Origin of the sequence: Halomonas sp. DP8Y7-1, from assembly GCF_019801685.1 — a bacterium.
Taxonomy (GTDB): Bacteria; Pseudomonadota; Gammaproteobacteria; order Pseudomonadales; family Halomonadaceae; genus Halomonas; species Halomonas litopenaei_A.
Genome location: NZ_JAHVIN010000003.1, coordinates 151,598 through 163,422, shown reverse-complemented (window position 1 = coordinate 163,422; position 11,825 = coordinate 151,598). Strand labels below are relative to the sequence as shown.

Annotated in this window: 10 protein-coding genes; 9 read left to right on the top strand and 1 reads right to left on the bottom strand. The window is 63.5% G+C overall.

Going from position 1 to position 11,825, the window contains the following annotated elements; translation table 11 throughout:
* Positions 1 to 114 precede the first annotated feature (114 nt).
* The 9 genes from ribBA to KUV41_RS02510 all read left to right on the top strand — a co-directional run bounded on the left by ribBA (position 115) and on the right by KUV41_RS02510 (position 11,155).
* Positions 115 to 1,260 (top strand): bifunctional 3,4-dihydroxy-2-butanone-4-phosphate synthase/GTP cyclohydrolase II, encoded by a 1,146-nt coding sequence (gene ribBA / locus KUV41_RS02550; protein WP_222484034.1) that lies wholly within the window; start codon positions 115 to 117, stop codon positions 1,258 to 1,260.
* A gap of 105 nt (positions 1,261 to 1,365) precedes the next feature.
* A complete protein-coding gene (gene ribE, locus KUV41_RS02545) occupies positions 1,366 to 1,863 on the top strand; it encodes a 6,7-dimethyl-8-ribityllumazine synthase (RefSeq protein WP_206941160.1) in 498 nt (165 codons plus the stop codon).
* On the top strand, positions 1,860 to 2,360 hold the full coding sequence (nusB, locus tag KUV41_RS02540) for a transcription antitermination factor NusB (protein ID WP_206941158.1): 501 nt from the start codon (positions 1,860 to 1,862) through the stop codon (positions 2,358 to 2,360). Before ribE ends, nusB begins: the two co-directional genes overlap by 4 nt.
* Before the next feature lie 12 nt (positions 2,361 to 2,372).
* Positions 2,373 to 3,332, top strand: coding sequence for a thiamine-phosphate kinase (gene thiL / locus KUV41_RS02535; RefSeq protein WP_222484033.1), 960 nt, complete (start codon positions 2,373 to 2,375; stop codon positions 3,330 to 3,332).
* Positions 3,329 to 3,802 carry a phosphatidylglycerophosphatase A gene (locus KUV41_RS02530; RefSeq protein WP_206941153.1) on the top strand — a complete coding sequence of 158 codons (474 nt, stop codon included), beginning with the start codon at positions 3,329 to 3,331 and terminating at the stop codon, positions 3,800 to 3,802. The genes thiL and KUV41_RS02530 overlap by 4 nt, the downstream gene beginning before the upstream one ends.
* Positions 3,803 to 3,850: 48 nt before the next feature.
* Positions 3,851 to 5,107, top strand: a complete 1,257-nt coding sequence (locus KUV41_RS02525; protein WP_222484030.1) for a DUF945 family protein — start codon at positions 3,851 to 3,853, stop codon at positions 5,105 to 5,107.
* Between the two features lie 141 nt (positions 5,108 to 5,248).
* Positions 5,249 to 7,696 (top strand): endopeptidase La, encoded by a 2,448-nt coding sequence (gene lon, locus KUV41_RS02520; protein ID WP_222484028.1) that lies wholly within the window; start codon positions 5,249 to 5,251, stop codon positions 7,694 to 7,696.
* Positions 7,697 to 7,968: 272 nt separating this feature from the next.
* Positions 7,969 to 9,816, top strand: coding sequence for a dihydroxy-acid dehydratase (ilvD, locus tag KUV41_RS02515; protein WP_206941146.1), 1,848 nt, complete (start codon positions 7,969 to 7,971; stop codon positions 9,814 to 9,816).
* A 247-nt stretch (positions 9,817 to 10,063) separates the two neighbouring features.
* Positions 10,064 to 11,155 (top strand): oxidoreductase, encoded by a 1,092-nt coding sequence (locus KUV41_RS02510; RefSeq protein ID WP_206941144.1) that lies wholly within the window; start codon positions 10,064 to 10,066, stop codon positions 11,153 to 11,155.
* A gap of 18 nt (positions 11,156 to 11,173) precedes the next feature.
* On the opposite strand, the gene nudE is transcribed toward KUV41_RS02510, so the two are convergent.
* The gene (gene nudE, locus KUV41_RS02505; protein WP_222237558.1) at positions 11,174 to 11,758 is read right to left on the bottom strand and encodes an ADP compounds hydrolase NudE; all 585 of its coding nucleotides are present in this window, start codon (positions 11,756 to 11,758) and stop codon (positions 11,174 to 11,176) included.
* Between the last annotated feature and the right edge of the window lie 67 nt (positions 11,759 to 11,825).

Here is an 11,825-nt window from a genome sequence, read left to right as displayed (position 1 = left end):
TATCCGCATACCCTCTCATTCGCCGCCACTGGCGCCCAGGCGCGTCCCACGGTACCCTGACGGCCGTTTCTGGCCGCCGTCGCCGTGTGGCCACTTCAGATCCAGGGAGCACACATGTCGCAGTCTTCCAGCGGGGGCCTGGCCCCTATTGCCGAACTCGTCGAGGATATCCGTCAAGGCCGCATGGTCATCTTGATGGATGATGAGGACCGGGAAAACGAAGGTGACATCATCATGGCGGCCGAGAAGGTAGAGGCCAGCCATATCAATTTCATGGCGGTTCACGCCCGCGGCCTGATTTGCATGCCGATGACCCGCGAGCGTTGCGAGCAGCTCAAGCTTCCGCTGATGGTGCAGGATAACGGTTCTGGTTACGGCACCAAGTTCACCCTGTCCATCGAGGCCGCCGAGGGCGTCAGCACCGGCATCTCTGCAGCGGATCGCGCACGCACCGTGCAGGCGGCCAGCGCTCGCAATGCGCGCCCCGAGGACATCGTTCAGCCGGGCCACATCTTTCCGCTGATGGCGGAGCCGGGTGGGGTGCTGCGGCGTGCCGGCCACACCGAGGCGGCCTGTGATCTGGCGGCGCTTGCCGGGTGTGACCCCAGCGGTGTGATCTGTGAAATCATGAACGAAGATGGCACCATGGCCCGCCGGCCGGAGCTCGAGCGCTTCGCCGAGACCCATGGCATCAAGATGGGCACCATCGCCGACCTGATCCACTACCGCATCCATAACGAGCAGACGGTGGAAGAGGTAGAGCGGTTGCCGGTCAGCACTGCCTTTGGCGAGCTGACGGCCCACGTCTTTGCCGACCGTATCCACAAGGTGCACCATCTGGCGCTGGTCAAGGGACACCCGACACCGGATGGCGTAACCACGGTGCGCGTCCATCTGGCCAACGAGATGCGTGACCTGATGTGCCTGGTCAAGGGTGAAGAAGCATCCTGGCGTGCGCATCAGGCGCTGGAAGAGGTGGCGCGAGCCGAGCACGGCGTGTTTGTGCTACTCGATGACATGCGCTCCCGCCAGGACCTCAACGACCTGCTACAGGTCTTTCTCGAGCGCCGCCGCACTGCCCGCGGCAGTGAGTCGGACGGGTCGGGCAACTACCTGACCATCGGCACCGGCTCCCAGGTCCTGCGCGAGCTTGGAGTAGGCAAGATGCGCCTGCTTAGCTCCCCCTGGAAGTTTTCGGCGCTGTCAGGCTTTGACCTGGAAGTGGTGGACATCGTGTCGCCCACTGATCTAGACGCATGATGATTCCCAGGCGATGCCCCAAGGCATCACCTGGGGATTCGGCTATCCATTAGGGGATTATCCCCGACTGCCGGCCAGGTGCCGGCGAATTCAGGAAATTTCAAGATGCAACCTATCTCCCAAGTCGAAGGCAGCTTTGTCGAGGTTCAGGGCCGCTACGTGATCGTCGTGGGCCGCTTCAACCACCATGTGGTGGACTCTCTGGTGGAAGGCGCTGTGGACAGCCTGGTGCGCCATGGCGTGGACATGGAGATGATCGATATCGTTCATGTTCCTGGCGCCTGGGAACTGCCTCTGGCCGTCAAGCGGGTGTTGCAGGTGGCCAAGCCCGACGCGGTGATCGCCCTGGGCGCCGTCATCCGCGGTGGCACGCCTCACTTCGAGCACGTGGCCGGCGAGTGCAACTCGGCCCTGTCGCGTCTTCAGCTCGACTTTGACACGCCGGTGGCGAATGGCGTGCTGACCGTGAACTCCATCGAGCAGGCGATCGAGCGTGCCGGTACCAAGGCAGGCAACAAGGGAACCGAAGCGGCCATGGCCGCCATGGAAATGGTCTCCCTGTTGCGCCACTTTGGTGACGATGGCGAGGAGACCTCCGCATGAGCCGTGAACAGCGTGCGCCGACCAAGGCTCAGCAATCCCGTCGTGCCGCCCGCGAGCTGGCGGTGCAGGGACTCTACCAGTGGCAGATGACCGAGAAATCGATCAGCGCGGTGGAAGCCGAGTTCCGCAGCCAGGTGCCGGATGATGACCTGGAAACCCATGAGAACTGGCTCAAGGTGATGGAAATCGCCGACCTGGCGCTGTTCCATGAGCTGCTGCACAACGTCGCTCGCTATCGCAAGGAGCTCGACGCGGACATCGCTCCCTTGCTCGACCGTCGTCTCGAGGACATCGATCCGATCGAGCTGGCCATCTTGCGCCTCGGTGCCTACGAGCTGTCGCGGCGCCTCGAAGTGCCGTACCGTGCGGTCATCAACGAAGGGGTCGAGCTGGCCAAGTCGTTCGGTGCGACGGATGGGCACAAGTACATCAACAGCATTCTCGACAAGCTGGCGATCAAGCTGAGAAGTGCCGAGGTCAGTGCCCGTCGCCGCTGAAGGTCGCTGCTGATGTACGGAGAATTCGAACTCATCCAGCGCTGGCTGGCACCGGCGAGACGCGGGTCTGCTGACGCGTCCGGCGTAAGCCTGGGCGTCGGTGACGATGCCAGCCTGATGCAGCCCACCCCGGGCCATGAGCTGGTGGTCAGCGTCGACACGTCGGTCGAGGGGCAGCACTTTCCGCCAGGTGCGCCCGCCGCTGCGCTGGGGCATCGAGCCGTGGCTGTCAGTCTCAGTGATCTGGCGGCCATGGGCGCCAGACCACGCTGGTGTCTGATGGCATTGACCCTGCCTGACGCCAACGACGACTGGGTGGCAGAATTCGCTCGTGGCTTCCATGCTGTGTGCGATAGCGCCGGTATGGTGCTGGTCGGCGGAGATGTGACCCGCGGTCAGCGCGCCATCAGTGTCACCGTCATGGGCGAGGTGCCGACCGGGCAGGCACTGCGCCGTGATGGGGCCAAGGCCGGTGACGTGCTGGCGGTGACCGGAGCCCTCGGCGGAGGCGCCGGCGGTCTTGCCGCATGGCAAGGCGGAGCGCGAGATATGGAGCAGCCTCTGCTGAAGCGTTACCTGCTGCCCGAAGCGCGCTGGCAGGCCGGTGAAGTCCTGCGCGGGTTGGCGAATGCGGCCATCGACGTGTCCGATGGCTTGCTGGCTGACCTGGATCACGTGCTCAGCGCCTCAGGCGTCGGTGCTGTCCTGGACAGCGCGTCGCTGCCTCTGGCCGACGGTCTGGCCGCGAGGCTGGGCCAGGATGCCGCCATTGAGGCGGCGCTATGCGGCGGGGATGACTATGAGTTGCTGGTCTCCTTGCCCCCGTCACGGGTCGCCCAGGCGAAGGCTTCGCTGCTGGCTCTGGGCATCGAGCTGACGCCGATCGGTCATTTGACCGAGACGCCGGGCATACAGGGCGTGAAGATCCCATCCAGGGCTGGCTGGCAACATTTCCACGGAGGGACATCGTGAACAAAGCACCGGCTAGCGTCTGGCACCGGCCGACCCACTTTCTTGCCTTCGGGCTTGGCAGTGGGGCGGCGCCCTTTGCTCCAGGTACCTTCGGCACCCTGGCGGCCATTCCGTTCTACTGGCTATTGTCAGAACTGACCCTCGGTTGGTACCTGGTGATGATCGCCATCACCTTCGTGTGGGGCGTCTGGTTATGCGACAAGACCTCCCGCGATCTGGGTGTCCACGACCACTCCGGCATCGTCTGGGATGAGTTCGTCGGCTACTGGTTGACCATGGCGGCGGTGCCCTTCTCATGGGAGGCGGCACTGTGGGGCTTTGTTGTCTTCCGGGTCTTCGACGTCATCAAGCCCTGGCCGATTCGCTGGGCGGATCGGCGTGTTGCCGGCGGCTTTGGCATCATGGTCGATGACGTCTTGGCGGGGGTCTACTCCTGGTGCACCATGCACCTGTGGTTCTGGTTGCACTGAGCGAGCGGTGCGTCAGAGGAAGACGTTCGCTGGCTGAGAGGAAGGAACATGCGCAAGGAACGATGGATCGTACCCGTAGTGGTGGTGCTGGCGGTGGCCTGGGCCGTGGCTCAGTACCTCGCCAGCCTGCTGTTCGAGCGTGAGCTTGCGCGTGCGCTGGCCGACCTGGAAGCCAGGGGCGACCTGCGCATCTCGCGCAGCGATGTCCGGCAAGGCTGGCTGAGCTCATCCGGCGTACTGCATATCGCCCCCCTCATCGGCCGAGCCTGGCACCTGTCGCTGCCCTACGATGCGCGCCACGGCGTCCTCGATACCAGTGTCATCGGTACTGTGGAGCTGCATGTTGGCGAGGCCGACGAGCGGCTGTTTGGCGATGCCATTCCCGCTGCCCCGCCGCGCTGGGAAGCCCACTATCGCACCCTGGGCGGTACCCTCCAGGGTGAGCTCGCGCTGGCGCCCTTCATTGTCAGCCAGTCGCCCCCTCGCAGCGGCCCCCGCTCGCTGCATTTCTCGGGTGCGCGGATCGCCTTCGATGGCATCTACGGTGACTGGCGAACCCGCATGACCGTTGATTCCGTACAGTTGCGTGATGGTGAGGCCCGACTCGAGGTCGGTCCGCTTCAGTATCAGAGCCGCTATGCCTACACCCCGGGGGCGCTTCACTTCAATCAGCAGGACAGTCTGACCATCGAGGCGCTGAGCCTGCGTCATCCGCAGGTCAATCTGGACGGCACCTCGATCGTGCTGCAGACCGACACCCAGTTGGATGACAGTGAACTCAGGCTGAAGAGCAATCTGACGCTTGGCGAAATTCGCTCCGGCAACGACATGCTGGTGGATGGCGAGCTGAGCATCGAGCTGTCCCGAATCAATGCCGACGCGCTGCGCTCTGTCGTTGAGCTGGCGCGCCACAAGACGGCATTGGGCACGGTATCGTTGGACGACGCCGCGGCGGATTCGGCCATGGATCGGGCGCTGGCTCAGCTGCTCAAGGACTCCCCGCGACTGGACCTGGTCGACGTCAACCTGGATAGCCCCATGCTCGGGCTGAGCCTGCATGGGGATGGCGTTGTCGTGTTTGATCCGCGTGAGCTGGATCAGTTGAGTCCCCTGGCGCTGGATGATCCCTCGATGCGCGCCAAGTTTCGGGAACGCCTGGACGGCGATTTCGAGTGGCGTGAACCTCCTGCCGTAGTGGCGCTGTGGCTGAGATTGCCGCTGGATACGTCGATGCTGGGCATCGACGTGGTCAAGGGCCAGCTGCGCATCAATGGACGCCCGCTGCCGCCGCTGCTGGGCCGCTGACGCCAGATGATGGCTCCCCGCGTTGTCGCACCGGCACGCACTAACGCGCTTGGTTGTCACCCCACGCCTTGAACTTGGCGTCGATCGCCCACATTCCTGAGTAGCATATGGGCAAGGCCCCAACTTCAGGATGAGGTGACCATGAGCGATGATCGTGATTCCCGGTCTGATGAGCTGGACTGGATTCCCCTTGGCGGTGCTGCTGACGACGGTCAGAACGATGACGATGACAGTCAGTCCCAGCTTGAAAGCCATGCGGTGATTCCTGCCAGTGCGAGTCTGCCGGAGCGGTTGTACCTGCTGCCGATCCATAATCGTCCCTTCTTTCCGGCCCAGGTTCAGCCGTTGGTGATCAACCGCGAGCGCTGGTCCGAGACCATCGAGAGGGTGGCCAATACCCCCCACGACACCGTAGGCCTTGCGTTTGTCGGGGAAGCGGGCGTGGAAGAGCTGTCCTACGAAGACTTCCCTACCATCGGCACGGCGGTGAAAGCGCACAAGCTGCAGGGTGAGGACCAGCAGATCCAGTTCATCGCCCAGGGCGTCCGGCGCTTCAAGATCGAGCGCTGGCTGTCCCGCAAGCCGCCATTTCTGGTCGAGGTGTCGTATCCCCGCGAGCCGGTGGATACCGAGGACGACGAGACCCGTGCCTACGCCATGGCATTGATCAATGGCATCAAGGAGCTGCTGCCGATCAATCCCCTCTACGGCGAAGAGCTCAAGCACTATCTCAATCGCTTCAGCCCCCACGAGCCTGGTCCGCTGACGGACTTTGCGGCGGCCATCACCTCGGCGCAGGGGGGGGAGCTGCAGGACGTGCTGGCGACGCTGCCAGTGGTTCCACGCATGCAAAAAGTGCTGCCGCTGTTGCGCAAGGAGATCGAAGTCGCGCAGCTGCAAAGCGAGATCAGTGAGCAGGTCAACGCCCAGATGCAGGAGCGTCAGCGTGAGTTCTTCCTGCGTGAGCAGTTGAAGGTGATCCAGCGCGAGCTGGGCATCTCCAAGGACGATCGCGAGAACGATGTGGATACCTTCCGGGCTCGCCTGGAAGGGCGCGAGGTGCCGGAGCGGGTTCAAGAGCGTATCGATGACGAACTGGGCAAGCTGTCGGTGCTGGAAACCGGCTCCCCCGAGTACGGCACCACGCGCAACTATCTGGACTGGCTGACCGCCATGCCCTGGGGCCAGCAGAGCCAGGACCAGCTTGATCTGGCCCATGCCCGCAAGGTCCTCGACCGCGATCATGACGGACTGACCGACGTGAAAGAGCGGATCGTGGAGTTTCTTGCCGAAGGTACGTTCAAGGGCGACGTCGGGGGCTCTATCGTGCTGCTGGTCGGCCCACCCGGGGTCGGCAAGACCTCTATCGGCCGCTCCATCGCCGAGGCACTCGGTCGCGAGTTCTACCGCTTCTCGGTCGGCGGGATGCGTGACGAGGCCGAGATCAAGGGCCATCGCCGGACCTACGTGGGGGCCATGCCGGGCAAGCTGGTACAGGCACTCAAGGAGGTCGAGGTCGAGAACCCGGTGATCATGCTCGACGAGATCGACAAGATGGGTCAGTCGTTCCAGGGTGACCCTGCCTCGGCACTGCTGGAGGTGCTGGACCCCGAGCAGAACGTCGACTTCCTCGATCACTATCTGGACGTGCGCCTCGACCTGTCCAAGGTGCTGTTCGTGTGCACCGCGAATACGCTGGATTCGATCCCGCCGGCGCTGCTGGACCGGATGGAGCAGATTCGGCTGTCTGGCTATATCGCTGAGGAAAAGCAGGCGATTGCCCGCCATCATCTGTGGCCCAAGCTGCTGAAGCGGGACAATATCCCGAAGAAGCGCATCAACCTGACGGCGGCGGCGCTGCGCCAGGTGGTCGAGGGCTATGCCCGTGAAGCGGGAGTACGCCAGCTGGAGAAGCAGCTTCACCGCATTGTGCGCAAGGCTGCGGTAAAGCTGCTCGAGAATGACCAGGAAACCGTCAAGGTATCGCTCAAGAACCTGGAGGAATTTCTCGGTGCGCCGCTATTCCGTAAGGAAAAGGTGATGAAGGGGCAGGGCGTCGTGACGGGACTGGCCTGGACGTCCATGGGCGGCGCCACTCTATCCATCGAAGCGGGCAAGGTGCATGGGCTGGATCGTGGCTTCAAGCTGACCGGTCAGCTGGGGGACGTAATGAAGGAGTCCGCCAACATTGCCTACAGCTACGTGCAGGGGCACCTGAGCGAATATGGTGCCGATGCCGGATTCTTTGACGCCAGCTTCGTGCACATGCACGTGCCCGAGGGGGCGACCCCGAAGGATGGTCCCTCGGCTGGGGTGACCATGACCACTGCGCTGCTGTCGCTGGCCCGCCAGCAGCCGATTGACCGCAATCTGGCGATGACCGGTGAACTGACCCTGACGGGGCAGGTGCTACCGGTGGGGGGTATTCGGGAGAAGGTCATCGCCGCTCGACGCAGCGAGATCTTCGAAGTCATTCTGCCCGAGGCCAATCGGCGTGATTATGACGAGCTGCCCGACTATCTGAAGGACGGCATGACCGTACACTTTGCCGGCCGCTATCAGGACGTGGCCAAGGTCGTGTTCGGTTGATGGACTGAGCGAGGACGCTGGGGCCCTGTTTGACAGGCCCCAGCGCCTGCGTCGCCAGCGCTTGTCCGGTGCCGAGGACGATCAACGGCACGTCAATCACTTTGCTGCTTCCAGCATGTCTGCTCGCCCCCGGTGTCTTGCCGGGGGCGACGCGTTGTATCCGCGCAAGGCTTTCCAGTGCTGCCCCGGCGTGACAGAATCGATGGTCTGGACACGAGACACCGCCTGGCGGCCAAGGGCCCCACAGGTGGACAAAAAATGACGAGGATTCCATGCCAGAGTATCGCTCCCGAACCACTACCGCCGGTCGCAACATGGCCGGCGCCCGCGCCCTGTGGCGCGCCACCGGCATGAAGGATGACGACTTTCACAAGCCGATCATCGCTGTGGCCAATTCGTTCACCCAGTTCGTCCCGGGCCACGTGCACCTCAAGGACATGGGGCAGCTGGTCGCCCGCGAGATCGAGAAAGCCGGCGGCGTGGCCAAGGAATTCAACACCATCGCCGTGGATGATGGCATCGCCATGGGCCACGACGGCATGCTGTATTCACTGCCCAGCCGTGACCTGATCGCGGACAGTGTCGAGTATATGGTCAATGCCCACTGCGCCGATGCGCTGGTGTGCATCTCCAACTGCGACAAGATCACCCCGGGAATGCTGATGGCCGCCATGCGGCTCAACATCCCGGTGATCTTTGTTTCCGGCGGTCCGATGGAAGCCGGCAAGACCAAGCTGCTGGATCACGGTCTCGACCTGGTCGATGCCATGGTCATGGCCGCCGACGACTCGGTGGACGAGGAAACCCTGAACGAGGTCGAGCGCAGCGCCTGCCCCACCTGTGGCAGCTGCTCCGGCATGTTCACCGCCAACTCCATGAATTGCCTGACAGAAGCGCTGGGTCTTGCGCTGCCCGGCAACGGTACGGTGCTGGCAACCCACGCGGATCGCCGTCGTCTGTTCGAGACCGCCGGCGAGCGCATCGTGGAATTGGCCAAGCGCTATTACGAAGGTGACGAGGCGCACCTGCTGCCCCGCGCCATCGGCTCCAAGGCGGCGTTCAAGAATGCCATGACCCTGGACATCGCCATGGGCGGCTCGACCAACACCATTCTGCACCTGCTGGCCGCGGCCCAGGAAGCAGGCGTCGACTTCAACATGCCGGATATCGATCGTCTGAGCCGTGAAGTGCCCCAGTTGTGCAAGGTGGCGCCCAACACCCAGAAGTACCACATCGAAGACGTCCATCGTGCCGGCGGTATCATGGCGATTCTCGGCGAGCTTGACCGGGCTGGCGTGCTCGATACGTCCGTGCCCACCGTGTATGGCGACAGCCTGCTCGAGGCACTGGACGAGTGGGACATCATGCGCAATCCCTCGGCGGAAGTGGTCAACTTCTTCAAGGCCGGGCCCGGCGGCATCCCGACCCAGACGGCATTCTCCCAGAGCGCGCGCTGGCCGAGTCTCGATGGCGACCGCGCTACTGGCTGTATTCGTGACTACGCCCATGCCTTCTCCAAGGAAGGCGGTCTGGCCGTGCTGCACGGAAACATCGCCGAAAGCGGCTGTGTGGTGAAGACTGCCGGTGTCGACGACAGCATTCTGGTCTTTGAAGGGCCGGCCCACGTCGTGGAGTCCCAGGATCAGGCGGTCGAGCACATCCTTGGCGGTGAAGTGAAGGAAGGCGACGTCGTGGTCATCCGCTACGAAGGACCCAAGGGCGGTCCCGGCATGCAGGAAATGCTGTATCCGACCTCGTACCTGAAGTCCAAGGGGTTGGGCAAGGCCTGTGCCTTGCTGACGGACGGCCGCTTCTCAGGGGGCACTTCGGGACTGTCGATCGGCCACGTATCGCCAGAAGCGGCGGCAGGTGGCGCGATCGGTCTGGTCGAAAATGGCGATTTGATCCGCATCGACATTCCCAGCCGTACCATCAACGTGCTGCTGGATGATGCGGAGCTTGCAGCCCGCCGCCAGCGTCAGGATGAGCGTGGCAAGGAGGCCTGGACGCCTCGTATCACGCGACTGCGCAAGGTGACACCGGCACTCAAGGCCTACGCGCTGCTGGCGACGTCGGCCGACAAGGGCGCGGTTCGCGACCTCGAGAAGCTGGACGCCTGATCCAGGCCGCTGGCAAGTATTCGAGGTGATCGAAGGCCGGCTGATGCCGGCCTTCAACGTTACTGAGCCTTCTACCCCAGTGGGCTGCCTTGGAGGGTGGCGACCGGCGTCTTGCGTTCGCCCGGGGCTAGCGTGAGTGCCGGAACTCGATTAATTCCGAGGATTTGGTCATGCTGGGAGCAATAGATATCGACGGATCAATAAAGCCCTCGACAAGACGGGCGCAACGCGGGCACAGGGGCCGAACATGAAGACACAGACGCTTAACGTGGGGCTGGTGGGGTACGGGATGGCGTCACGGACGTTCCATGCGCCCTTGATCCAGGCTGCGCCTGGACTTGAGTTGACGGCGGTGGTGAGCTCCGATGCGTCCAAGGTGTTGAACGACCTGCCGGATGTCACGGTGCATGGCAAGCTCAGCGAGTTGCTCGATGTGCGCCACGTGGACCTGGTGGTGATTGCGACGCCCAATGAACAGCATTACGCCATGGCCAAGGCGGCGCTGGCGGCTGGCAAGCACGTGGTAGTGGACAAGCCTGTAACCGTGTCAGCTTCTGAAGCGCGTCAGCTGCGGGCCCAGGCCGACCGGTCGGAACTTCTGCTCAGTGTTTTTCACAATCGTCGCTGGGACTGTGACTTTCTGACGGTGCGTCAGTTGCTGGAGGAAGGACGGCTTGGGCGGGTGACGTCGTTCACGTCCCGCTTTGATCGCTATCGCCCGGCGGTGTCCAACCGCTGGCGCGATCATCACAAGCCGGGAGGCGGCATCTGGTACGACCTTGGCCCCCACCTGCTGGACCAGGCCAGGGAGCTGTTCGGAATGCCTCGTGCGATCCTGCTGGAGCTGGCGACGGCGCGAGAGGGAGCAGAGGTCGATGATGACTTTCTTGCGCTGCTCGAGTACGACCGCTTGAGGGTGACGCTGCAGGCCAGCTCCCTGGTGGCCGAGGCGAGCCCGCGCTTCGTGGTGCACGGCACCGAGGGCAGCTATTCGGTCTACGGGCTGGATCCCCAGGAGGGCTGGCTGAAGCAGGGGATGGCGCCAAGCGACAACTGGGGTGTCGATGACTCTCCGGGTCAGCTGACGCTGAACCGCGGCAGCGCCGAGGAGCCTGAGTTGATCAGCGAATCCTGTCCGTCGGTGCCCGGCAACTATCCTGCTTTCTACGCTGGCATTGCTCAGACCCTGCTTCATGGCGACCCGCCCCCCGTCACCGGAGAGCAGGCGGTGGATGTCATGACGCTGCTTGAGGCGGGGCTCGACAGCTATCGTCAAGGACGCTGGGTACGTCTGAAAGAGGGCAACAGCAACTTGAGGCGTCTGCACGCCAGGCGCTGAGGTTGCCTCCAGTAGCGTTCACCAGAGCCGGTTGTCAGGCTGGTCGCCGCGCAGCCGGTCCCGTGCAATGTAGAGTGCGGCGATGGCACGCGCCTCATGAAAGTCTTCCCGGGCCAGCAGGGCGGGAAGACTGTCCAGGGCATGGGTTTCGACAACCAGCGGCTCCGGTTCGTCTCCCTCGAGGCGCTGGGGGTAGAGGTCGCTGGCCAGCATGACCTGGATGCGCTGTCGCATGTAGTTGGGTGACAGTGACAGTTCGATCAGCGGTTCGATGCGTCTCGCGCCGACGCCGCACTCCTCCATCAGCTCCCGATTGGCCGCGGTGACGATGTCCTCACCTGGATCGACGACGCCCTTGGGCAGGGTCAGCACGTAGTCCTCGAACCCTGCGGCGTACTCGCGAATCAGCAGGACATGTTCAGGGTCGGGCATGGCCACGATCATCACCGCGCCAATCCCCTGTCCATTACCCAGCAGTCGTTCGAAGCGTCGTTCGGCGCCATTGGAAAAGCGCAGGTCGAGCTCCTCCACGCGAAACAGGCGGCTTTCGGCGACGGTCTTGCGCGACAGAATGTGGGGTTTCTCCCGGGTACGGTCTTCCATGGCTTCTCCTGGCGTCAATGGGAAGGCGGGGGCTCTCGTGCTGGCCGAGTCGATCGTCCTGGCCTTG